Origin of the sequence: Nocardia sp. SYP-A9097 (assembly GCF_009649815.1) — a bacterium.
Taxonomy (GTDB): domain Bacteria; phylum Actinomycetota; class Actinomycetes; order Mycobacteriales; family Mycobacteriaceae; genus Nocardia.
In genome coordinates this window covers 215,257-239,036 of sequence record NZ_WJIC01000002.1, presented here as the reverse complement: position 1 = coordinate 239,036, position 23,780 = coordinate 215,257, and the positions used below count along the sequence as shown (strand labels likewise).

Here is a 23,780-nt window from a genome sequence, read left to right as displayed (position 1 = left end):
ACCACATAGGACATATAGACATCAAAGCACCCTCCCCCGCCTCCCCGGGACTTTTGCCGGTCGTTGGGTGCACCATGCGACTCGTACCGGGCATGCGGTCGGCCGGGTGGCTGGGTTTTGGGCGTCCCCCCGGAGTTACCCCGATCCCACGAGACCAGTAGGTACGTTGGAATACCACCGAGAGTGGCGGGTACCCGAGTCGGGGCGGAACGTGTCGGGCCCGGTGATTACACTCGGTTGGCTGTCCTTATCGCTGATCTGCGCCCAGGAGTCTGCCTCATGTCGAGCTCACGTCCACCTCTCGCGGGACTGGCCGCAGTGGCCGGTGCCGATTCCTCGTTGCAGCAGGTCAAGGGCCTGATCGGGCGGGCATCGGCAATGTTGGTCGCGCCTTCGTCGGTGCGGCCGTTCGTGGCCGCGACCATTGCCGGGGAGCGGCCGCTGGTGGTCGTCACCGCTACCGGGCGCGAGGCCGATGATCTGACCGCCGAGCTCACCGAGATGCTGGGTGCGAGCGTCGCGGTGTTCCCGTCGTGGGAGACGCTGCCGCATGAGCGGTTGTCGCCGGGCGCGGATACCGTCGGCAAGCGGTTGCAGGTGCTGCGGCGGTTGGTGCATCCGGAAGACACCGTCTACGGCGAGCCGCTGCGCGTGGTGGTGACCACTGTGCGTTCGCTCATGCAGCCGATGGCACACGGCCTCGGCGATCTCGAGCCGATCGTGCTGCGTGTCGGCGCGGAGTTCGATTTCGACGAATTGCTTTCCCGCCTGGTGGAATTCGCGTACGAGCGGGTCGATATGGTCGGCAAGCGCGGTGAGTTCGCGGTCCGCGGCGGCATTCTCGACCTCTTCCCGCCCACTGCGGATCATCCGGTGCGCGTGGAGTTCTGGGGCGATGAGATCAGCGAATTGCGCGCCTTCTCGGTCGCCGATCAGCGCTCCATCAACGATGTGCCGATCGATCTCGTGGTGGCTCAACCGTGCCGGGAACTATTGCTCACCACCGATCTTCGGGAGCGTGCCGCCGCGGTCGCCGCCGAGAACCCCGCCGATGCCGCCCTGGTGGAGATGCTGGAGAAGATCTCCCAGGGCATTCCGGTGGAGGGTATGGAGGCGCTGCTGCCGGTGCTGCAACCGGGCGAGCTACAGCTGCTCACCGAGGTGCTGCCGGCGCAAACCCATGTGCTGCTGTGTGATCCGGAGAAGGTCCGCACCCGCGCCGCCGATCTGGTGCGCACCGGGCAGGAGTTCCTGGAGGCGTCCTGGACGGCGGCCTCGTTCGGTGGGGCCGCTCCGCTGGGCGCGCATGGACTGGATCTGGCGGCCTCGGCCTATCGCGGTCTCGATGTGGTGCATGCCGATGCGGATAAGCGCGGTCTGCCCTGGTGGACGCTGAGCCCCCTGATCGCCGATGATCCGGATGAGATCGTGCTGCCGGTGCTGTCCGCGCCCTCGGCGCGCGGCTCCGAAGAACTCGTCGCGACGATCTTCGCGTCCTTGCGCGCGCATGTCACCACCGGTGGCCGCGCGGTTATCGTGGTGGCGGGACACGGTACGGCGCAACGCATTCTGGAGCGGCTCGCCGACGCCGAGGTGCCCGCCGCGACCCTGGAATCCGGGGCCGAACCGGTGCGCGGACTGGTCGGCGTGCTCTGCGGTTCACTGCATGACGGCATTGTCTTCGACGACGCCAAACTGGTGGTGATCGCCGAATCCGATCTCACCGGTAATCGGGTCACCGCGCCCGGCGAGGGTAAGAAGCTGGCCGCGCGCCGCCGCAATCAGGTCGATCCGCTGGCCCTGCGCGCCGGGGATATGGTCGTGCACGATCAGCACGGCATCGGCCGTTTCGTGGAGATGATCGAGCGCACCGTCGGCGGGGCGCGGCGCGAGTACCTGGTCATCGAGTACGCGCCCGGTAAGCGCGGTCAGCCGGGTGACCGACTGTTCGTCCCGATGGATTCCCTGGATCAGCTCTCCCGCTATGTCGGTGGCGAAATGCCCAGCCTGTCCAAGCTCGGCGGTTCGGATTGGCAGAACACCAAACGTAAGGCGCGCAAGGCCGTTCGCGAGATCGCCACCGAACTCGTCCAGCTGTACGCCGCCCGCCAGGCCGCGCCCGGGCACGCCTTCGGTCCGGATACTCCGTGGCAGGTGGAGATGGAGGACGCCTTCGCCTTCACCGAGACGGTCGATCAGCTCACCGCCATCGCCGAGGTGAAATCCGATATGGAGAAGGCCGTCCCGATGGACCGCGTCATCTGCGGCGATGTCGGCTACGGCAAGACCGAGATCGCGGTGCGCGCCGCGTTCAAGGCGGTGCAGGACGGTAAGCAGGTCGCCGTACTGGTGCCGACAACGCTACTGGCGCAACAGCATTTGCAGACCTTCCATGATCGGCTCGCCGGATTCCCGGTCACGGTGAAGGGCCTGTCCCGCTTCACCGATCCGGCCGAATCGCGCGAGATCATGGAGGGGATGGCGTCCGGCGAGGTGGATATCGTGGTCGGCACGCACCGGCTGCTACAGACCGGTATCCGCTGGAAAGACCTGGGCCTCACCATTATCGACGAGGAGCAGCGCTTCGGCGTCGAGCACAAGGAGCACATCAAGGCGCTGCGCACGCACGTGGACATGCTCACCATGTCCGCCACGCCGATTCCGCGCACGCTGGAGATGAGCCTGGCGGGTATTCGTGAGATGTCGACGATTCTCACCCCGCCCGAGGAACGTCATCCCGTCCTCACCTATGTGGGCGCGTACAACGACAAGCAGGTTGCCGCCGCCATTCGCCGTGAGCTGCTGCGCGACGGCCAGGTTTTCTATGTGCACAATCGGGTGTCCTCGATCGACAAGGCCGCCAAGCGGATTCGCGATCTGGTGCCGGAGGCGCGGGTGGCGGTCGCGCACGGGCAGATGAACGAGGACACCCTGGAGAAGACCGTGCAGGGTTTCTGGGAACGGGAATTCGACGTCCTGATCTCGACCACGATCATCGAAACCGGTTTGGATATCTCCAATGCGAATACGTTGATCGTGGAACGCGCTGACGCGCTGGGTCTTTCGCAGCTGCACCAGCTGCGTGGCCGGGTCGGCCGCAGTCGTGAGCGCGGGTACGCGTACTTCCTGTATCCGCCCGAGAAGCCTTTGACGGAGACCGCGTACGACCGGCTCGCCACCATTTCGCAGAATTCGGATCTGGGTGCGGGTATGGCGGTTGCCATGAAGGACTTGGAGATTCGCGGTGCGGGCAATGTGCTCGGCGCGGAACAGTCCGGGCATGTCGCGGGTGTCGGCTTCGATCTGTACGTGCGTCTTGTCGGTGAGGCTGTGGAGGCATATCGTGCCGCCGCCGACGGCCGGCCCATCACGGTGGACGAGGAAATCCGTGAGGTCCGTATCGACCTTCCGGTGGACGCGCATATCCCGCCGGATTACATCGCCTCCGACCGCCTCCGCCTGGAGGGCTACCGCAAACTGGCCGCCGCCCAGGACGATTCGGGCCTGGCCGCCGTCGTCGAGGAGCTCGTCGACCGCTACGGCCCGCTCCCGGTGGAGGTCGGCCGCCTGGTCTCGGTCGCCAAACTGCGCCTGCTGGCCCGCGAATACAAGATCGCCGAAATCGGTGTCACCGGCACCACCCTGAAGGTCGCGCCGCTGCAACTGCCGGACTCGAAACAGTTGCGGCTCAAGCGGCTCTACCCGAACGCCACCTACCGCCCGGCCACCGGCATCGTGCAGTTGCCGCTGCCGCGGGTGGAGGACAGTGTCGGTGCGGCGCGTGTCCGCGACGTACAGGTGCTGCAATTCGTCGCGGATCTGCTGCTGGCCCTGGACGGAAAAGCTCCGGGCGCGGTGGATGTCCGGATGCAGACCGAGGTCGCGGCGGCCCGATGAGCGCGGCGGATACCGATGGGGGAGAGGTGAATTCCGCCGCGGACCCGGTGCGCGGCGCTGCCGATGGCGCGGCCCTCGACACCGCTGCCGATACGGCCAAAATGACCGAGGCGCTCGGTGAGGCCGTGGATGTCATGGATCGGCTGTGGAATTTCGGCGGCTGGGAGGTCACCCAGACGCATGATTCGCTGCGGCCGTATCTACTCGAGGAGACCTACGAACTCCTGGACGCCATTCAGGACGCCGATGCCGAAACCATCAAGGAGGAGCTGGGCGACCTGCTGCTCCAGGTCCTGTTCCACTCCCGAATCGCCGAGGCCGCAGGCGAATTCACCGTGGCCGAGGTGGCGGCGGCGCTGGTCGCCAAGCTGACGCATCGCAGCCCGCATCTGCTCGACCTCGGCATCGACCGGGACGCCGATATCGAGTCCAAGATCGCCGCGCAGGAGGCGGCCTGGGAGGAGCGCAAGACCGCGGAGAAGTCCCGCCGCTCCTGCCTGGACGGCATCGCCATGGCGCAGCCGGCTTTGGCGCTGGCCGAGAAGGTGCGTTCGCGCAGTGGTAAGGCCGGTCTGCCGGAGGAGCTGATTCCGGAGGAGCTACGGGTGGTTCGGCTCGGCGGCCCGGACAGTGCCGAGGAGCGCCTCCGCAAAGCCACTCTCGCGTTCGCCGCCGCTGTGCGCGCGGCGGAGGATGCCGCCGAATCCGCACGGGGCGAACGTCTTCCCCTCACCGCGGCCGATTGGCGCGCCTTCTGGTCGTGACCCGATCGCCGCTGGCGCGCCGGGCGGTTCGTCGCCCGAGCCCGCTATGCTTCTGCTGTTTCGGGTTCGGAGGAGGACCAATGCGGGGGCGAACCGTCGCCATATGCCTGGCACTGCTGTTCACGCTGACGGGCTGCGGCAAGGTCGTGAGCGGTGTCGCGTCCCCTGACCCGGTGGTGGTGAAAATGGCCCGCCTGACGCCGGACAAGATCTCCGACGTCATGCTCTCCCTCGACGATGTCGGCAAGATCGTCGCCTCCACCACCCTCACCCAGCGTTTCGAGAACACGGTCCCCACCGTCCCCAATTTCACCTACTCGCCCGCCGACTGCGCCCCCATGATGTACACCGCCGACCTGGAGACCTACGGCGAGAAATGGAATGGCTTCCGGCTCCGCTCCTTTCGCGAAGCGGACGACAACTACCAGCACGCCATCTACCAAACAGTCTCCACCTACAAGAATTTCCTGGTGGCGGAGTCCATGGTCAACCAGTACCGAACCGTCCTGCAGCAGTGCAAGGACCAAGATGTCACCAATACCCCCAAGGATTCCAAGGACAAGGCCAGCGTCCTGCGGCTAACCGCCGTCTCCCACAACACCGACCCCGCGGCAGTCTCGGTCGACTGGACGGTCTCCTCCTCCGGCAGCACCTGGGTCTGCTCCGACACCATGCGCACCCAAGGCAACGCCCTCATCGAAATCTCCAGCTGCTCCTACGCCGACGCCCGCACCTCCGCCGTAATCGCCGACCGCATAGCCGCCAAAATCCGCCAACTCAACTGAGATTCGGCGCGGCGATCTCGGTGTGTACCTCGTAGGTGGTCAGCCGGGCGTGGTCGATAGGGGCGTGGTCCGGCCAGTTGTGGGCGGCGGCGAACGCTTCGCTGGCGCGGAACGCGGAATAGGCTGTCTCGTCGGTGAATTCGAGGACGGACAGGTAACCGCGGTCGGTTTCGCGGGGCCGCATGAGCCGTGCGGCGATCAATCCCGGTATGCCGGTGAGGGTTCCGTGCATGCTGGCGGCGAAATTACGTTCGAACACCTCGCGGTTCTCCGTCGCGACGAACAGTTCATTGCTTACGACGAACATGACTACTCCTGATTGTTCGAGAGCCCGATCGCGCGCTGCACGAAGGCCAGAGTGATGGATTGGACCCGACGGAAGTCGGCTCCGCCGTCGAGTCGATCGATGGCCCGCCCGAGCGCCCCGTCGATGAGGTCCGCAGTCAATACCGGATCCGGATCGCCCCGTTCGGCCAACGCCTCCCGAAGCGGCGCGGCCAGCGCATGATGCGCCCGCGCCATCCGCTCCCGCCCCGCCTCATCCGCCGGCACCCCCGCACAAGTACTAGACCAACTACTGTCGAACCCAGACAACCCTGTTGCATCGAACCCTTGAACCCAAGCGGCGCGTCGCCCCGCTCAGTTCCTGGTGATCGTTCGTCCAGCTGGGGGATGGGGTGTTCTGTCTTTTTCGGTGTGGTTCTGAAGGTGACCACGGCCTGCCAGCCAGGCTGGGTCGCGAGTATTCGCGCCTGACCGGTGGCGAAAGTCGGGTATGGCAGGCGAGGTTCCCACTCCGAAAATTCGTGGCATTCTTCCGAACCCCGCTGGAACGTGATGTTCCGCTGGGTATTCGGCTACGAAGGCCCCGGGTGCTGGCCCTCTACCATCCCATTCGACCGATTCCCCGGGAGCGACGCAACGCGGATGTACTCACGCAGGCAAACGTCGAGTAGACCCCTGCGTAGTTACATCCATGTTGAAACATCTCTGCCGGTCGGGTTCCGTAGCAAGGGTTTCCACGAGCGCGGCCGGCAGCGCCCGAACCGTTTCGAGCCCGGACCCTCGTAGACGGTGTCGGTGTCGTCGAGTTCTGGAGTGGAGGAGGGCAAGTAGATCCTCCTGTCCTGATGTCTTCAATCTTGGGACACATCTGAAGAATAGGTCTCTAAATTTAGGACATCAGGACAGGTGAACGCCGACTCTGGTCAGACGTTGACGCCGTAGTCGCGGGCGATGCCGGCCAGGCCGGAGGCGTAGCCCTGGCCGATGGCGCGGAACTTCCATTCCGGGCCGTGGCGGTAGAGCTCACCGAAGACCATGGCGGTTTCGGTGGAGGCGTCTTCGGTGAGGTCGAAGCGGGCCAGTTCGGCGCTGGTGACCGCGTCGACTACGCGAATGTAGGCGTTGCGGACCTGTCCGAAGGACTGGCGGCGGGCATCGGCGTCATGGATCGATACCGGGAAGAAGATATTGGTGATCGTCGGGGGCATGGCTGCCAGGTCGAGATTGATCACCTCGTCGTCACCGTCGCCGGCGCCGGTGAGATTGTCACCGGTGTGCTCGATGGTGCCCTCCGGCGAGCGCAGGTTGTTGTAGAACACGAAATGCGCATCCGACAGCACCCGCTGATTCGGTCCGCAGGCCATCGCGCTGGCATCCAGGTCGTAGTCCGCGCCGGTGGTCGTGCGAACGTCCCAGCCCAGGCAGACGGCGACCTTGGTGAGGTTCGGGGCCTGTTTGGAGAGCGAAACGTTTCCACCCTTGGCCAAGCTGACAGACATGATCTCCTTCCCCGCGGCGCATTCACGCCGCATCCCTTCCCGATTATGGTCGATATGGAGACCCACTGTGCGCGTTCATTTCCCGGCCAGGGTTGCGGTTCCGACACTAATGTCTGGAATGTCCGAATTAGCGGGAAGCTGGTAACTCTCAGTTACGTTCGGACGCCAAGGATTTCAGCGTGGCGACCCGTTTCTCCAGATACCGCAATTCCGTCGGATCGATCACATTGCGCTGGATTCCCGACGCCACCGCGAACGCCGACTGCCGATGATCATCGACCACCTCGACCTCGATCGCCACCGCGGTGTAGTCGTCCGCGCCGGGCATCGGATCCGCGAGAATCTCCGCGCGCCCCCGCGCACACAACGCCACATCGCCCCCGCCCAGAATCAACAGCGCCACCTCGGGCCGCTCCCGCAGCCGCGCCAGCGAACCGCGATCGGACTTGAGGCTCAATAGAATCCGCCGATCCCCGGCACGCACCGGCCAGGAGACCGGAATGGCGTGCGGCGCCGGATCGGTGGTCACCAGCACCGCGATGGTGTCGAGCGGCCACTCGGGCAGGACGCTCAATTCGGGGTGTCCTGTCTCCGGGCCTTCCGTCGAGGACTCTTGCCGCTCCCGCGCTTCGGCTACCATGTGCTTCACCTCACGATCGGGTACCGCACAGCGGGCTGGACTGTGCTGCCGCAAGTGTATGCCGTTGCCGCCGTTACGCGCTCGGGTCCGAACGGCTCATCCGGGGCGCACAACCGACCGCTCTTATCGGTTACAGCTGTGAAAATACCTCTGGACCTGCGGGGTCATGGATTGACTAGCAGCGATAACGGTTGCATCATTCGTTACAGTCCCTCGTCCGAACGAGGTCTTGCGAGTAACCGGCCGATGACCGTCCGGTGAAGGATCGTCCGCCACTCGGCGTCGACGAACGCAGCAGCATCGAAAACCTGGCGCGCAATGGATTTCGCGCCCCCCGGTGACAGCTGGGCGTGCTGCGGCGGTGCAGGTGGGCAGGCGTGAGGTGAGAACGCGAGAGAGCGGAGACCGGTGATGGTGGATATGGGTTCGGGGCAGCAGCCGGACATGGTGGCGATGGTGGGAGGCGCGAGCGTGGCGAATCTGGTGGCGTCGGACGCGGTGATCGACGACCTGCGCTACCTGCGTGGCGAATTGACGATGGCGGAGGTGCCGTACCTGCTGGTGCGCGACTCCGACCATCGGCTGGTGCTGGCGGTGGACACCGCGCACCGGGCCGCGCTCAGACGGGTGCTCGGCGCCGCCATGGTGGCCGGGTTCATCTGCAATGAGAAGCAGCACAATGTCTTCCGGCTCGGCCGTGACCTGGATACCGCGCATCACGTGCATATCGAGCTGTGGGAGTACCACGGCGACACCGTGGAATGCCCGCGCCCGAATGCGCTGACCCGCAATGTCTTCGACCTCGCCGATGTCGAGCAGGGCACGGTGCTGCTGTACGACACCAGCTGGCCGACGCTGGACGGCATGTTCGCCCCGCACCCCACCGATGTCGGCTTCGATATCGATATCGTCTTCTCCTGGGTGGACGGCACCGATCCCGAATTCCGGGCGCGCCGTGCGGGAATGCTGTCGCAGGTGGTGGTCGGCGAGGGTGATGAGGCCGATGCCCGGATCCGCCAGATCGACGAACTGCGGTACGCGTTGCGCTCGGTGCACAAGAACGCGCCGTGGATTCGGCGGATCTTCATCGCCACCGATTCCCGCGTACCCGATTGGCTCGCAGACGATCCCAAGGTGACGATCGTGCGCGCCATCGATCACTTCGCCGATGTGAGCGGGCTGCCGATCTTCAATTCCCATGCGGTGGAGAGCCAATTGCAGCATATCGACGGATTGTCGGAGCATTTCCTGTACTCCAATGACGATATGTTCTTCGCGCGCCCGGTACGCCCGTCCATGTTCTTCACCCCGGCGGGCATCAGCCGCTATATCGAGGCGGGTACGCGAATCGGCCCGGGCGCCAATAACGAACGCCGCAGCGGATTCGAGAATGCCGCCCGGATGAATCGGCAACTGCTGACCCGCCGGTTCGGGCACATCATCACCCGGCATCTGGAACACACTCCGGTTCCGTTGCGCCGCAGTGTGCTTCACGAGATGGAGCAGGTGTTCCCGGACGATTTCGCCCGCACCCGCACCAGTCGTTTCCGCGCGGCCACCGATATCTCGGTGACCAATTCGCTGTACCACTATTACGCGCTGCTCACCGGCCGTGCGGTGCCGCAGGAGGCGGCGAAGGTGCGTTACGTGGACACCACCATGTACACCGGCCTGGCGTTGTTGGACGGTTTGCTACGCCGGCGCAATGTGGATTTCTTCTGCCTCAATGACGGCAGTTTCCCGGAGGTTCCCGAGGCCGATCGGGTGCGCGCGGTCTCGGAATTCCTGGACACCTATTTCCCGGAGCCGGGACCGTGGGAGAAGCCGGAGAGCATCGCGGGTTCGCTCGCCGCCTTCGAATCCGGCGCCGCCTGAACCCTGTTCATCCTGGTGCCGCCTGAATCCCGTCATTCCGGCGGATTCCTGAATCCCGTCATCCCGGCGCGTTTTTGGCCGGGATCCACAGCGGCAAGTGGATCCCGGCCAAAAGCATGCCAGGATGACGGGGTGGTCTGTTGGCGGGGCGAGTCAGCCGGATTCGGTGGCGGTATCCCTGCGCCGCAACACATGCGGAATGCCCGCCGCGGGCGGAATCACGATCCCGGCGTCGGTGAGCCGCTGTGCCGCCTGCTCCGGGGTCTGTGGTTCGCCGACCGTGCGCCCCGCGCCGATGGGCACCACCGAGTGCACCACGGTGTCGGGATACACGTGCACATAGTTGAACGCCTGCGCCCCGTCGCGTCCGCGAATCCCGCCCTGCCGCACGGCCAGATCCTGGCTGTAGCAGGTGGCCGAGGCCACCGAGACGGGAATCCCGGCGAAGGTCGCACTGGTCGAGAAGTGCAGGTGCCCCGCCAGAATGGCGCGCACATCGGTGCCGTCCAGGACATCGGCGAGCCGCCGCTGATCGCGCAACTCCACCGTCACGGCCGGATCCAGTACGCAGGGGATGGGCGGATGGTGCATGGCCAGAATCGTGCCGAAGAGCGCGGGTTCGGCCAATACCTCGCGTAGCCAGGTCAATTGGGCGTCGGTGATCTCGCCGTAGTGGTGGCCGGGCACGGTGGTGTCGAGGGCGATGACGCGTAGCCCATCGAATACGTGCACCGCGTCCAGCGGTGCGGCCGAACCCTTCTCGTCGAGCATGTGCACGCGCAGCGCGGCTCGATTGTCGTGGTTTCCGGCGACCCACACCAGTGGTGCGCCGATGCGGTCGGCCCAGGGTTGTACGAGTGCGCGTAGCTTGCGGTACGCGCCGGGCTCGCCCTCGTCGGTGAGATCGCCGGTGAACACAATGGCGGTCGGTTTGATATGGCTCGCCTCGGCCTCGCCGAGCAATTGGCCGAGCCGGGCCTCCGCGTCGACGTCCCCGTAGAGATCGGCGTCCGCGGCGATCAGATGGGTGTCACTGAAGTGGAACAGCACATGGTCTGCCCTCGGATACTCAGCGACTCTCGCGATGTACACGGACATCCTCCCCGGATGGTGTGTGCCCTCAGCTTGCCGATTTCCGTCCGCCAGACTAGCGAAGCCGTTTCCTCCAGCTTGCCCGCGGCCAGTGACGGCATGCTTGCGAGTAGGTGAGATTTATGTGTCGACTCAGTGCCCGAAGCTACCGGCCAGCACCCGCGGATGTTCCTGTTCACGCTCGTGCAACAGCGTGAAGTAGCGGCGCAGCATCAGGGCAGCGGTGGTGGCGAGACCGGCGGTCAGCCCCCACCAGACACCCGCCGCGCCGAGATGCAAGGGGAAGGCGAGCAGCAATGCGGTGGGCAATCCCACAATCCAATACCCCACCAGCGACAGTCGGAAACCCGCTTTGGTGTCCCCGAGCCCGCGCAGCAGGCCCACACCGATGTTCTGCGCGGCATCGAAGAATTGCAGCACGATCGCTATGAGCAGCAGGGTGTGCGCGAGCGCGACGGTCGCAGCATCGGTGTCGTCCAGGAAGGGCAGCAGCACCCAATCCGGTGCGGCCACATAGACGATTGCGGTGACCGCGGCGACGATGCCCGCATACCGCAGCGCCAGCCACGCCACCGACCGCGCATGCTGATACTCCTCGCGCGCGACCGCCTTGCTCACCAGGATCGACGCACCGTGCGAGAGCCCGATCGCCACCTGGAACACGATGTACACGATCTGATAGACGACATTGTGCGCCGCCAGCGCCGCCGCCCCCAGACTGCCCATAACCAGCGCCAGCACCGAGAACATGCCCGCCTCGGACCCGTAGGTCAGCGCGATCGGCGTCCCCAGCCGCAACTCGTCCCGCACCGTCGCCCAATGCACCGGCCACATCCGAATCGGCAGTGTCGCACCGAGTTTCGCATCCCGATGCACCATCGCCCAGAACACTCCGAAGGTGATCAGGAAAACCAGCGAGGTCGCCACCCCGATCCCGGTCAACCCGAGCTCCGGCAGGAACACCCACCCGTGCATGAACCCCAGCGCCAGCCCCACATTCAACGCCACCGACCCGAGCGTCACCAACAACAACGCCTGCGGCCGCTGCATCCCCACCGAATACTGCCGCAACACCTGAAACCACAAGCAGGGCAACAGCCCCGGCGCGAGCGCCACCATCATCGGCCGCGCCTGCGCCAGCACCTCCACATCCTGCCCCAACCATCGCAACGCCCACCCGAGCCCGATAAGCAGTGCCCCCCCAAGGATTCCGGCAATGGTCGCGATCATGAAACTCGACCGCACCACCTCCCGAACTTCCCCCTCGACACTCCGCCCACCCTCGTCTCCCCGACTCACCACGGTCGCCACTTGATTGCCGGTCCCGGTAATCAACCCGACACACATGGTCCGAATCTGGTTGAACAACACCAAAGCCAGCCCACCGGCAGCCACCTGCCGCACACCCAGGGTCCCCATCAGGGCGATATTGGTGGTCGACACCGCCACCTGGGCAAGCTGAGTCAAAGCAATGGGCGTGGCAAGCGAAAACAGCTGCCGCCCATCGGATTGCCGAGGGCCGGAAGTCATTTGCCCGCGGCCCCATTCGAAGCCAGCGCACCGGCGGTCGACGGTACGAGAATCGCGTGCGTGCTCTCGGCTGCCCGACCGCCGTCGCGCGCCGCGCATCCGCGCGCCGGAGTGTAGCGGTCCAGCATTTTCGCGACCTCACCCTCGGTCTCCGAATCGAGCAGATCCCGGTCACTCATCCACTCGTCATCGAACACGGTGTCGAGGTACTTCTCTCCGCCGTCACCGACAATGGTGACCACTATGGACCCCGCCGGGAACTCGTCCATCCGATCCAGGGCCGCGAACACCGACCCACCCGAGGACCCGCCGATCAGGAGCCCGAGCTTGGCAGCCACTACCCGCGCTGTCGCGAATGCCTCTACATCGGAGACCTTCACGCCCTCCTTGAGTAAATTCAGATCCTCTTCAACCGTTTTGCCTGGATCTGCGCCCTCTGGGGTGCCGGTACCGGACTGCCAATACGGCCCGGCCGGACCGCCGAACGCAATGGACCCCACGGGCTCCACGCCGTACATCAGCGGCTCGAGTCCGAGCTGGCGCAGCCGTCGACCGGTCCCGAACAGTGAGCCACCGGTCCCGACCGCGGAGATGAGCACATCCACCCGTCCGAGATCCGTCAGCAGTTCATCGGCGAGGTCGTAGTAGCCCAGCGGATTGGCGTCATTGTTGTGTTGTTCGGTGAAGTAGGTGTTCGGCTCCAAGCCGGCGCGTTCGGCCGCGGCGCGTTCGTCATCCGCCAATTTCTCCGCGAGTTCCTCACGCGCGGTGGTGGAGAGGCTGCCGTCATTGTTCTCGACGGCGAATACCAGCTGCGCGCCGAATGTCCTCATGGTCCGAAGTTTGTCGGGGCAGGCGTGGTGATCGACCACCGCGGTGAAGCGATACCCGCGTTCGGCGGCGATAACCGCGAGTCCGAGTCCGGTGTTCCCGGAGGTGGATTCGATGATGTGCCCGCCGGGCCGTAGCAATCCGCGCGCTTCGGCATCATCGATCATGGCCTTGGCCATTCGAATTTTCGCGGCCCCCGTGGGATTCATATTCTCGAGCTTCAGGAACAGCCGTGTGCCGGTGTCCGTGGCTGCCAGCTCGAAGAGTGGGGTGCGGCCGATGAGGTCTGTCACGCGCGTCGTGACACCCGGCATCTAAGGATCTCCTCACAGTGGGGAATGGTGTATTTGTCCTGTTCTGTGCCCTGAAACAGAACTCAGAAGTACTCTAATACCGGGATATTCCAAGCCTCTTGACAATGGCGGAAATACGCTGATGCGTCATACGCGTGTTACGCGGAGACGGCGAGTCGAGGCCCCACTCGAAATATCTTCCATCGATGGCAAACCGGTAGCGTCCGTCGTCGGCCCGCACCGCTATAACCTTCGGCGGGAGTGGTAGCTCATGGAACGAAGACTCATTACTGTCCATCTGGTAGCCGGCAGTGTTGGGGTAAATGAGTAGATCGCCCAATAACGCGGCGCGCGGAAGAGGAATACGACGACGGCTGAGCATATCGTCGTCGAGGCAGGATGACCCGCCCACACAGGTCGGGGTGAGATCACCGGGCAGCTGTGGCCAGAGGATCGGGTCCGGCAGAAATTCGCTCTCGAACCATTGTTCGGAAAGGCTGAAACTGGTTCCGTTCACCGTCAGCAACCGGTAGGGCAGGTCATGCGCCTGACGGGTCTTCGCGCCCTGAACCTGGAACACCGTGCATCCGGCCTGATCCAGCAGTGACCGGCCGGGCTCGATCGCGAGCCGGATCTTGTTTGTGCGCAAGCTATCTGCCAGACCTCGGTGCTCGAGTACCGCCGCGAGCATCGCGGGACCGGGGACCGGGAAGTGGTAGGGGTAGTAGTGAGTGGGCACTTTATCGCCGTGGAACCAGCGCGGATTGACGCCGTCCTGGAAGTTCTCCCAGGCTTCGGCGGGTACATAGTCCACACCGAAGCCGCCGCCGATGGAGATCGTATTCGCGGGATGGCCGAGTTCGTGAGCCCGACGACACCATCCGATCAGGTCGGCCGCCAGCTCCGCGCGAGGCTCGATCCGGTAGCCGCTCAGGTGAAAGCTGAAGCCCTCCAACGTGATCAACCCGGTATCGATACACCCGAGCGCCTCGTTCAGCTCCTCGCTCGTCATCCCGAACCGGCTGGTTGTCCCGGGCGGGAGCATCCGCAATAACACCCGTGCGGCAATGCCGATGGCGGTCAGGCGGCTCAGCTCGGCGAGTTCGTCGATCGCGATGAGTGCCCCGTGGCGTGCGGCCGACGCCAGCAGTTCATCGGATTTGGCCGACCCGGTGACCACGATCTGCGCGCCGCAGATCCCTTCGTGTAGCGCGGCCTCGAATTCCCTCAGGCTGGAAACGTCCACGCCGACACCGGTACTCACGCATGCCTGGACCACGCTCGGAGATTTGTTGGCCTTCTTGCCGTAATAGATGACGCCGTCCACGTTCATCCGTGTGAAGACGTTCTCGAACGCCTCGATGTTTTCGACGACTCGGGTCGGATTGAGAATATGAAATGGCCCGCCGATGGTGTCGGCCATGCGGCGCAATAGTTTCGGGTCTGCCAGCAATCGCTGAGACCAGTCGTCGCGGTGGGCGGGCATGGGAGTGGCGGTAATCTCGGATAGGCCGGGCAGCAAGGTTTGGGATTTCGTGGTGGAAGTCAGCGCGATGTCCCTTCATCGATGTTCAGTCCCATAGCGATACCTCCGTGCCACGCCCCTCGGCGATGGCTCGGGTGGCCAGGGCGTGTGCGACCGCGATGTCCGTGAGGACCAGGCCGCTGTTGTAGACGAAAATGCGTTCGTCGTCGGAGGTTCGGCCGGCGGCGCGGTGGTTGAGTATCTGCGGCAGTTCGGCATCGACCCTGCGTAGTCGGCCGTCCGGGCCGGCCATATCGGTGCCGGTGAGCGCCATTTGCTCTGCGCTGGTTGCGATTACGCGATCGGCCTGGGTGAGGGTGGAGGGGGCCAGGCCGTATCCGACCAGCACCACCGTGGCGCCGGGGGCGAGGTCGTCGGCCTCGATGGCCACCTTCGTGCCCGGTCCGGCGGTGGCCAGCACGACGTCGGCGGTGCCCGCCGCGGCGACGGGATCGCTGACCAACTCCAGCTCCGCGCGCGGATGATGGTGCAGCAGTTGCTGATACACCGCCTCCAAGCCCTCGGGGTGAGTGCCGTACAGCATCAGGCGGTTCAGCTGTGGATTCGCGGCGAGCAAGTGCGGCAAGGCATTTCGCCCCTGTGTGCCGGTACCGATGAGCAGGACGCTGCGCGCGCCGGGCCGCGCGGTCTCACGTACCAGCAGCGCCGAGACGGCCGGGGTGCGCAGTGCGCCGACGCGCGCGCAATCCATCATGGCCAGCGGTATTCCGGTGGCGTCGTCGTACAGCGTGATGGTGGTGTAATACCGCTTGGTGGAGCGATCGTGGTGCGGGTCGAACTTGTAGGACGTCTTCATTGCCACCACGCGCCGCCGCCCGTCGCGGCCGAGCATGGCGTACGCAACCGACCAGCCATCGGGGTGGGCGACGCTGAGCTTGCGCGGATTATCCGAATCCCCCGCCGCGAAGGCGAGATACGCGTCTTCGACGGCGCGCACCACCTCGGCGGGGCTGATCGGGACATCGGCCAGGTCACTGCGACTGAGCACACGCAGCGGGGTCGGTCGGGTACTCACCTGTGGTTACCTCGGATCGATTGGAAAGGCGTCACCACCCGCTGGCCGTACCCGTTCTCCTCGGCTTCGGTCGCGGCACGGCTGCGCCGGGGCAGCCTGATGTTCACGCGTTTGAGCCAGCGGTCGGTGCCGTCGTAGCGGGGGGTGAACGGAACTCGCCCGTGCACCACAACGTCATTGTCCACCAGTAGAAGTTCTCCGGGGCTCAAAGCGGCGGTGATGCAAACCTTTTCGAGTTCCGTTGCCAAATGGTCATAGGCGGAGCGGAATTCGTGATCTGCGGTGTCGAGGGGGGTGTACGCGGGATCGAAGCGCAGGGTGAGTTGTCCGTTATCGTTGCCGAGCGTCGCGACCGGGGGAGCGGGTTCCCTGGGAAAGTCGGTGCCGTAGGAGACGTCCGGCAGGATGGGCAGTCGCCGCGCGCTGAGCAGATTCCGTTGTGCCGCATCGAGTTCCACTCGCCGCACCGAGGAGACGGTGGTGCCGACCCGATCCGGATTGCGCAGGCACCCGAGCATGAGGAGGTTGGCGCGGCCGGGATGAAAGGCATCCTCGGTGTGCGGGCACAGCAGTATGGTGCTGCTGGCGCCGGACTGCTCCTGTTCATGCCCGGGTGAGGGCACAATATTGTTCACGATTCGCCCGCCCTGCTGCCCCTCCCATCCGAAAGGCTCTCCCGCGCAACGCGCGAGCAGCAGCATGGTGATATCGAGGGCGAAGGAGGACGAGGCGCGCTCCGGCTCCCCGGCCCAGGCCGCCGCCTGCCGCCAATCGACCGGAGTCCGGCCGAGTTCCGCGTCGCGCAGTGGTAGCCGTCCGATGACTGTCACGCCCGCGGCGGTGCTGGGTGCGCGTATGGCCTGGTGCACGGCTTCGGGCAGTTCGGTGTAGCGGGTATCGATATGGTTCAGCAGGGCCGGATCGCTGAGGGTGGTGGCAATCGCCCCGCTAGCCCCGACAGTGACGGCGATCTCAGCGGCGAGGGTGCGGATAGCCTGTCCGGCGGCCTTAGGTAGTTCGCGTCGTTCGAGTTCCGAAGGGTGAAACGTCTTACGTTCGGAGAGAACGCTTTTCACCAAGGGGGTTGCCTTCCTGGCTTCGGAGGTCAGGTGGATTTTCGGTTCTCGAGCGAAGGTATATGGCCGCAGTTATTTTGGCAAGGCTTACCTAATCGCGCGTGTCGGGAAATAGCCGGCAAGCATCAATGGCTAGCGGGCAGAGTAACCGAACGGCATCGATCCGGGCGACTCGAGCAAGCGGCCGTTCACGTTCATGGCCGCAACAGCGAACTATCTGGATGATGAGAAGGGTGCGTCCCCGCAAAGCCGATGTCGGCCCCACTGTGTCCCGCGTCGGCCTATTCGGCTCGGCGCTCGCTCTCGTGCTGCTGACCGGTTGCGGCACAACGAATCTCACCCCGGTCCCGGATTCCATGCCGCCGGGTTCGGGTGCACCGCTGCCGGTGATCGATCTGGATGCGCCGGGGCGCAGCGCGATTCAGTTGGGTACCTGGGCGAAGGAGCAGTCCGAGGTATTGGGGATCTCCGAGGTCGCGCTGGAGGCGTACGGCTACGCCGCCGCGGTCATGGCGCGCTCGCGCCCGGAGTGCGGTATCGGCTGGACGACTGTCGCGGGCATCGCCAGTGTGGAGAGCCGGCACGGCACCTATCACGGTGCGAAAGTGGCCGCGGATGGCAAGGTTTCGCCGCCGATTCGGGGTATCGCCCTGGATGGTGGCCCGGATGTCGCCCACATTCCGGACACGGATCAGGGTAAGTACGACGGCGACCCGGTGTACGACCGCGCCATGGGCCCCTTCCAATTCATTCCGGAGACCTGGCAGCACTGGGGTGTCGACGCGAACGGCGACGGCATCGCCGATCCGGACAATATCGACGACGCCGCCCTCACCGCCGCCCGCTACCTCTGCGCCAGCGGCGGCGATCTCACCGGAGCCCCGGGCTGGCAACAGGCCCTGATGACCTACAACCAATCCACCGCTTACATGAACAAGGTCCGCTACCGAGCCGCCGCCTACAGCGTCGGCCGGGAGGCTTGAGCCCCCTCCTGGTTCGCGGCCCGTCCGGGTTCTGGACCGAGTGGAGCGGGGGAGCGCAGCGGAGGAGCGGAGGGAGGGAAGGTTCCGGACTCCCACGGCATCCACCTCCCTGCGCCTGCCCGCGAACCCGCCCGGAGCGAAGCGGAGGGCAAATTGAACACTGCTAGGCTCGCCTCAGCACGGGAATGCCGTGCGACCTGCCGAGTCAGCAGCCGAAGGAGTGTCGTTTCGTGGCCATCATCGAACAGGTCGGAGCTCGCGAGATCCTGGATTCGCGTGGCAACCCAACTGTCGAGGTCGAGATCGCTCTCGACGACGGCACCCTCACTCGCGCGGCGGTGCCGTCCGGCGCGTCCACCGGTGAGCATGAGGCCGTGGAGCTGCGTGACGGTGGCGACCGCTACAACGGTAAGGGCGTGCTGAAGGCCGTCGAGGGTGTCCTCGACGAGATCGCACCCGCCGTGATCGGTCTCGACGCCGTCGAGCAGCGCACCGTCGACCAGACCCTGCTGGATCTGGACGGCACCCCGGACAAGTCTCGCCTGGGAGCCAATGCGCTGCTGGGTGTTTCGCTGGCCGTGGCCCGCGCCGCCGCCGAGTCCTCGGGCCTGGAGCTGTTCCGCTACGTGGGTGGCCCGAACGCCCATGTGCTGCCGGTTCCCATGATGAACATCCTCAATGGTGGCGCGCACGCCGATACCGGTGTCGACGTCCAGGAGTTCATGATCGCCCCGATCGGCGCGCCCACCTTCAAGGAGGCGCTGCGCTGGGGTACCGAGGTCTACCACTCGCTCAAGTCGGTGCTCAAGGCGCAGGGCCTGTCCACCGGTCTCGGTGATGAGGGCGGTTTCGCCCCGGATGTGGCCGGCACCAAGGCCGCGCTGGATCTGATCGCCATCGCCATCGACAAGGCGGGCTACAAGCTCGGCACCGATGTGGCGCTCGCGCTCGATGTCGCCGCGACCGAGTTCTACACCACCGGTTCGGGTTACAAGTTCGAGGGCAGCATCCGCACCGCCGCCGAGATGAACGACTTCTACGCCGAACTGCTGTCGGCGTACCCGATCGTCTCGATCGAGGATCCGCTGTCCGAGGACGACTGGGACGGCTGGGTCGCGCTCACCGATTCCATCGGTGACAAGGTGCAGCTGGTCGGCGACGACCTGTTCGTCACCAACCCGGAGCGCCTCGAGGAGGGCATCGCCAAGGGCGCGGCCAACGCACTCCTGGTGAAGGTCAACCAGATCGGCACCCTGACCGAGACCCTGGACGCCGTGGATCTGGCGCACCGCAACGGTTACAAGACGATGATGAGCCACCGGTCCGGCGAGACCGAGGACACCACCATCGCCGATCTCGCGGTCGCGGTCGGTTCCGGCCAGATCAAGACCGGTGCCCCGGCGCGTTCGGAGCGGGTTGCCAAGTACAACCAGCTGCTGCGTATCGAGGACGCGCTGGGTGACTCGGCGCGCTACGCCGGTGACGTCGCCTTCCCGCGTTTCGCGTTCGAAGGCTGAATAATCGGTGACTCGGACCAACGGCTGAGTTTTCGAGGTGTGAGATGACGGAGCGACGGGCGCGTGGAACCAGTCCGGCAGGACGTGGTGACCGCCGCCCGTCGCGTACCGCCAAACCTCGTGCGGGCGCGGCGAAATCGGCCGCATCGCGTGCCGGGGCCAAGCGCACCGAAACCCGTTCGGCCAGCGCAAGTGGTGCGGGTAAGCGCCGTCCGGCCGTCAAATCCGCGGCGGCCAAGCGCTCGTCGCGGGCGAGATCCGAACGGCACGAACGCAAAATCCTCGGCTTATCCACCGGTCGCGCGATTCTGCTGGCCGCGGTGCTGTGCGGTTTGGCGCTCACCCTCGCGGTGCCGCTGCGCACCTACTTCACCCAGCGCGCCGAGGCCGCTTCGCTCGCCGCGCAACGCGAGCAATTGCAGGACGATGTCGCACGTTTGCGCGATCGTCGTGCGCAGCAACAGGATCCGGCCTATATCAAGGCCGAGGCCCGGGACCGGTTGCGGCTGGTAATGCCCGGCGAAACCCCCTACATCGTGCAGGTGCCCGGTATCGAACAGCCTGCCGTACCGGCCGCGCCGGTGAAAACGCGCGAACCAGACCCCTGGTACACCGAGTTGTGGCGCAGTATCTCGCTGCCGCAGCCCAGTACCGCCCCACTCGCGAATCCGGCGCCGCCCGCGCCGAATCCGCCCGCCCCAGTCGAGGAAGGACAACCCAGGTGACAGCGTCCGAGAGCCACCGCACACCCAGCGAGCGGGATCTCGAGATCGTCGCCAAACAACTGGGGCGTGAGCCGCGCGGCGTACTGGAGATCGCCTATCACACCCCGGACGGCCTGCCCGCCGTGGTGAAGACGCAGCCGAAACTGCCTGATGGCACACCGTTTCCGACGCTGTACTACCTGACCGATCCGCGGCTCACCGCCGAGGCCAGCCGGTTGGAGACCACCGGCATCATGCGTGAGATGACCGAACGGCTCACCCACGACGCCGAATTGGCGGCCGGGTACCGGGCGGCGTACGACAGCTATCTGTCCGAGCGCAATGCCATCGAGGATCTGGGCACCGATTTCGCCGGTGGCGGTATGCCGGATCGGGTGAAGTGCCTGCATGTGCTGATCGCGCACTCGCTGGCCAAGGGGCCGGGGGTGAATCCGCTGGGTGACGAGGCGGTCGCGCTGGCCGCCGCGCATGGCTTGCGCGGCACCGCGATTCCGGCAGACTGGCCGAAATACGAGCAGCATGAGCCGAGTTCAGAGGGTAAGGCGTGAGTGACCGGATTGCCGCTGTCGACTGCGGTACGAATTCCATTCGACTACTGATCGCCGACGTCGTCCGAGAGGGGACCGACTCACCGCGGCTGACCGATGTGCATCGCGAGATGCGCATCGTGCGTCTCGGGCAGGGCGTCGACGCCACCGGTGCGTTCGCTCCGGAAGCCATCGAGCGGACGCGGGTCGCGCTGCGCGATTACGTGGACCTCATGATCGAGGCCGGGGTGACCCGCGTGCGTATGACCGCCACCTCCGCCGCTCGCGATGCGAGCAATCGCGAGGACTTCTTCACCATGACCGCCGCCGAGTTGGGTCGCGCGGTCGAGGGCGCGCAGGCCGAGGTGATTACCGGTGACGAGGAGGCACGTCTCTCCTTCGCCGGTGCGGTAGGCGAATTGTCCAGTGAGGCAGGGCCTTTCGTGGTCGTGGACCTCGGCGGCGGTTCCACCGAAGTCGTGCTCGGCGACGGCGACGGCGTGCAATCGGCCTACTCCGCCGATATCGGCTGCGTCCGTATTACCGAGCGCTGCCTACAGGGCAATCCGCCCACTCGCGAGGAGGTCGCTTCGGCCCGTTTCTTCGCCTCCGAGCGCCTGGCGCAAGCCTTCGGTGTGGTTCCGGTCGAGCGCGCCCACACCTGGGTCGGTGTCGCCGGAACCTTCACCACGCTCGCCGCGGTAGCCCTGGACCTGCCCGAATATGATTCGGAGCGAGTGCATCTCACCCGCCTGTCACTGCCGGATCTGCGTAAGGTCTGCGACCGTCTCATCGCCATGAACCACGATGAGCGCGCGGCGCTCGGCCCCATGCATCCCGGCCGGGTCGATGTGATCGGTGGCGGCGCGGTGATTGCCGAGGTCCTCGCCGATGAGCTGGCCCGTCGCGCCGGTATCGCCGAGTTGATCGTCAGCGAGCACGACATCCTGGACGGAATCGCTCTCTCCATCGCCTGATTCAGACACTCCCCGGCAAACTGAGCCTTCTATTGGGCACGCTCACAACCAGTGCTTTCCCTCAGTAATTGTGACGTGTGTTAAGAACTGAGGTTGCTGTCAGATTGCCCAATATGGGAGGGTCTGGAGTATGTCTGAGGTAGTGCACCACGCGAAACCGGTCTCCGAACGCACCCTGTTCGGGCACCCCATCGGTCTCGCGAATCTGTTCGGCGTCGAGCTGTGGGAACGATTCTCGTTCTACGGCATGCTCACGATCCTGGGCTACTACCTTTACTACACCAGCACCGAGGGCGGCCTCGGCCTGGAGAAGTCCACCGCCACCGGCATTGTCGGCGCGTACGGCGGTCTCGTCTACCTCTCTACGGTGCTCGGCGGCTGGATCGCGGACCGCGTCCTCGGCATGGAGCGCACCGTTTTCTACGGCGGTGTGGTCGTCATGGCGGGCCATATCGCGCTCGCCATCATTCCCGGATTGCCCGGCGTGGGTGTGGGTCTGGTGCTGGTGGCGCTGGGTTCCGGTGCGCTGAAGGCGAATGCGTCCTCACTGCTGGGCACCCTCTATTCGAAGGGTGACGCGCGCGCCGACGGCGGCTTCACACTCTTCTATCTCGGTATCAACCTGGGCGCGTTCGCGGGCCCGCTGATCACCGGCCTGCTGCAGGATCATGTCGGCTTCCACTACGGCTTCGGCGCGGCCGCCATCGGTATGGCACTCGGCCTGACCCAGTACGTGGTGTTCCGCCGCAATCTCGGCGAGCACGGCCGCGATATACCGAATCCGTTGCCGCGCACCGAGATTCCCAAGACCGTCGCCTTCGTCGCCACCTTCGCGGCGCTGGTCGCCGTGGCCGCGCTGACCGGCCTGCTCACGCTGTCGAACCTGCCCGATGTGACCACCGGCGTGATCGTCGTGGCCTCCATCGCCTACTTCTACATCATGCTGACCAGCCCGAAAGTCGATGCCGTCGAACGCACCCGGGTCCGCGCCTTCATTCCACTGTTCATCGCGAACGCGGTGTTCTGGTCCCTGTTCCAGCAGATCTTCACCGTGCTCGCGGTCTACTCCGATGACCGCATCAACTGGGATGTCTTCGGCTGGACCGCACCGTCCAACTGGATCGGCTCCATGGAACCGGTGTGGATCATCGTCCTGTCCCCGCTGTTCGCCATCATGTGGACCCGCCTGGGCAACGGTGCCCCCAGCACTCCCCGCAAATTCGCCCTCGGCGTCCTGGGCATGGGTGCGGCATTCATGCTCTTCGCCCTGTTCTCCGGCACCGAAGGCAAAACGGTCCCCATCCTCTTCGTCTTCGCGGTCCTCGGCGGCTTCGCCATCTCCGAACTCCTGCTCTCCCCGATCGGCCTGGCAGTCACAACCAAGCTGGCCCCCAACGCCTTCCGCGCCCAGATGATGGCCCTCTACTTCTTCTCGGTAGGCATCGGCACCTCCATGTCCGGCGTCCTCTCCAAGTTCTACGACCCCTCCCACGAACTCGCCTACTTCGGCATCACCGGCGCGATCACCATCGCCGTCGGCGGGGCGGTCTGGGCCATCGGCCCCTGGGTGAGCCGCCACATGGAAGGCGTCCACTGACCCCGCCGACAAAATCACCCTCCGGTTGATTACGGCACGACCGTACGGCTCGGTAGTCTGACCGAGCGCCCCCGTAGCCCAATTGGCAGAGGCAGCGGACTTAAAATCCGCACAGTGTGGGTTCGAACCCCACCGGGGGCACAACTGCCAGAGCGTCCCGCACCAGTTGCGCTCTCTTGGGATTTTTCGACTAGTCCTGTCGAGATCGTGACACCAGCCCGGCCGGGCTGTGGATGTATACGGCGCGTTGGTCTTTCGAGGTGGCGCGGCGGCCGGTTCGGCCAGCGGCATGAGAGTGCGGTTGGCGGTATCGGGAGCGGGGGTCA

At 65.3% G+C, this 23,780-nt stretch carries 20 protein-coding genes and 1 tRNA gene; 11 read left to right on the top strand and 10 right to left on the bottom strand.

Translation table 11 applies throughout. The annotated features are described in order from the left end of the window. Positions 1 to 279: 279 nt before the first annotated feature. The 3 genes from mfd (at position 280) to GFY24_RS04800 (ending at position 5,446) form a co-directional block, all read left to right on the top strand. Entirely contained in the window at positions 280 to 3,897 is a 3,618-nt protein-coding gene (gene mfd, locus GFY24_RS04810) for a transcription-repair coupling factor (protein WP_153803758.1), read from the top strand. A gap of 101 nt (positions 3,898 to 3,998) precedes the next feature. Continuing rightward, positions 3,999 to 4,661: a MazG family protein gene (locus GFY24_RS04805; protein ID WP_153804163.1), complete on the top strand. Its 663-nt coding sequence runs from the start codon at positions 3,999 to 4,001 to the stop codon at positions 4,659 to 4,661. A gap of 80 nt (positions 4,662 to 4,741) precedes the next feature. Next, on the top strand, positions 4,742 to 5,446 hold the full coding sequence (locus tag GFY24_RS04800; RefSeq protein ID WP_153803757.1) for a sensor domain-containing protein: 705 nt from the start codon (positions 4,742 to 4,744) through the stop codon (positions 5,444 to 5,446). On the opposite strand, the gene GFY24_RS04795 is transcribed toward GFY24_RS04800, so the two are convergent. From GFY24_RS04795 to GFY24_RS04780, 4 genes are all read right to left on the bottom strand, one after another. After that, complete coding sequence (locus tag GFY24_RS04795; protein WP_153803756.1) at positions 5,439 to 5,753, bottom strand: antibiotic biosynthesis monooxygenase; 315 nt, start codon at positions 5,751 to 5,753, stop codon at positions 5,439 to 5,441. The two genes, GFY24_RS04800 and GFY24_RS04795, sit on opposite strands and share 8 nt — an antisense overlap. 2 nt (positions 5,754 to 5,755) lie before the next feature. Next, on the bottom strand, positions 5,756 to 5,998 hold the full coding sequence (locus tag GFY24_RS04790; RefSeq protein WP_153803755.1) for a hypothetical protein: 243 nt from the start codon (positions 5,996 to 5,998) through the stop codon (positions 5,756 to 5,758). A 656-nt stretch (positions 5,999 to 6,654) separates the two neighbouring features. After that, complete coding sequence (locus GFY24_RS04785) at positions 6,655 to 7,230, bottom strand: TerD family protein (RefSeq protein ID WP_153803754.1); 576 nt, start codon at positions 7,228 to 7,230, stop codon at positions 6,655 to 6,657. A 148-nt stretch (positions 7,231 to 7,378) separates the two neighbouring features. Beyond that, on the bottom strand, positions 7,379 to 7,870 hold the full coding sequence (locus tag GFY24_RS04780; RefSeq protein ID WP_153803753.1) for a hypothetical protein: 492 nt from the start codon (positions 7,868 to 7,870) through the stop codon (positions 7,379 to 7,381). A gap of 420 nt (positions 7,871 to 8,290) precedes the next feature. Between GFY24_RS04780 and GFY24_RS04775 the strand changes: the two genes are divergently transcribed. Then, on the top strand, positions 8,291 to 9,745 hold the full coding sequence (locus GFY24_RS04775; protein WP_153804162.1) for a stealth family protein: 1,455 nt from the start codon (positions 8,291 to 8,293) through the stop codon (positions 9,743 to 9,745). Between the two features lie 153 nt (positions 9,746 to 9,898). On the opposite strand, the gene GFY24_RS04770 is transcribed toward GFY24_RS04775, so the two are convergent. The 6 genes from GFY24_RS04770 to GFY24_RS04745 all read right to left on the bottom strand — a co-directional run bounded on the left by GFY24_RS04770 (position 9,899) and on the right by GFY24_RS04745 (position 17,128). Continuing rightward, positions 9,899 to 10,837 carry a phosphodiesterase gene (locus GFY24_RS04770; RefSeq protein ID WP_309230462.1) on the bottom strand — a complete coding sequence of 313 codons (939 nt, stop codon included), beginning with the start codon at positions 10,835 to 10,837 and terminating at the stop codon, positions 9,899 to 9,901. A gap of 132 nt (positions 10,838 to 10,969) precedes the next feature. Next, on the bottom strand, positions 10,970 to 12,367 hold the full coding sequence (locus GFY24_RS04765) for an MATE family efflux transporter (protein ID WP_153803751.1): 1,398 nt from the start codon (positions 12,365 to 12,367) through the stop codon (positions 10,970 to 10,972). After that, positions 12,364 to 13,512, bottom strand: coding sequence for a cysteine synthase family protein (locus GFY24_RS04760; protein ID WP_153803750.1), 1,149 nt, complete (start codon positions 13,510 to 13,512; stop codon positions 12,364 to 12,366). The genes GFY24_RS04765 and GFY24_RS04760 overlap by 4 nt, the downstream gene beginning before the upstream one ends. A gap of 73 nt (positions 13,513 to 13,585) precedes the next feature. Further along, a complete protein-coding gene (locus tag GFY24_RS04755; protein WP_228566000.1) occupies positions 13,586 to 14,977 on the bottom strand; it encodes a Y4yA family PLP-dependent enzyme in 1,392 nt (463 codons plus the stop codon). Between the two features lie 85 nt (positions 14,978 to 15,062). Continuing rightward, positions 15,063 to 16,025, bottom strand: coding sequence for an ornithine cyclodeaminase family protein (locus GFY24_RS04750; protein WP_309230564.1), 963 nt, complete (start codon positions 16,023 to 16,025; stop codon positions 15,063 to 15,065). Positions 16,026 to 16,048: 23 nt separating this feature from the next. Next, positions 16,049 to 17,128: a TauD/TfdA family dioxygenase gene (locus tag GFY24_RS04745; RefSeq protein WP_309230563.1), complete on the bottom strand. Its 1,080-nt coding sequence runs from the start codon at positions 17,126 to 17,128 to the stop codon at positions 16,049 to 16,051. Between the two features lie 224 nt (positions 17,129 to 17,352). Between GFY24_RS04745 and GFY24_RS04740 the strand changes: the two genes are divergently transcribed. The 7 genes from GFY24_RS04740 (at position 17,353) to GFY24_RS04710 (ending at position 23,595) form a co-directional block, all read left to right on the top strand. Continuing rightward, positions 17,353 to 18,111, top strand: a complete 759-nt coding sequence (locus GFY24_RS04740) for a lytic transglycosylase domain-containing protein (RefSeq protein WP_228566046.1) — start codon at positions 17,353 to 17,355, stop codon at positions 18,109 to 18,111. A 230-nt stretch (positions 18,112 to 18,341) separates the two neighbouring features. Next, the gene (gene eno, locus GFY24_RS04735) at positions 18,342 to 19,628 is read left to right on the top strand and encodes a phosphopyruvate hydratase (RefSeq protein ID WP_309230461.1); all 1,287 of its coding nucleotides are present in this window, start codon (positions 18,342 to 18,344) and stop codon (positions 19,626 to 19,628) included. A gap of 44 nt (positions 19,629 to 19,672) precedes the next feature. Further along, a complete protein-coding gene (locus GFY24_RS04730) occupies positions 19,673 to 20,353 on the top strand; it encodes a septum formation initiator family protein (protein ID WP_153803746.1) in 681 nt (226 codons plus the stop codon). Then, a complete protein-coding gene (locus tag GFY24_RS04725) occupies positions 20,350 to 20,901 on the top strand; it encodes a DUF501 domain-containing protein (protein ID WP_309230460.1) in 552 nt (183 codons plus the stop codon). The genes GFY24_RS04730 and GFY24_RS04725 overlap by 4 nt, the downstream gene beginning before the upstream one ends. Beyond that, on the top strand, positions 20,898 to 21,857 hold the full coding sequence (locus GFY24_RS04720; protein WP_309230459.1) for a Ppx/GppA phosphatase family protein: 960 nt from the start codon (positions 20,898 to 20,900) through the stop codon (positions 21,855 to 21,857). Before GFY24_RS04725 ends, GFY24_RS04720 begins: the two co-directional genes overlap by 4 nt. Positions 21,858 to 21,987: 130 nt before the next feature. Then, positions 21,988 to 23,454 carry a peptide MFS transporter gene (locus GFY24_RS04715; protein ID WP_153803745.1) on the top strand — a complete coding sequence of 489 codons (1,467 nt, stop codon included), beginning with the start codon at positions 21,988 to 21,990 and terminating at the stop codon, positions 23,452 to 23,454. 67 nt (positions 23,455 to 23,521) lie between these two features. Beyond that, positions 23,522 to 23,595 (top strand) — tRNA-Leu (locus GFY24_RS04710). Positions 23,596 to 23,780: the final 185 nt, after the last annotated feature.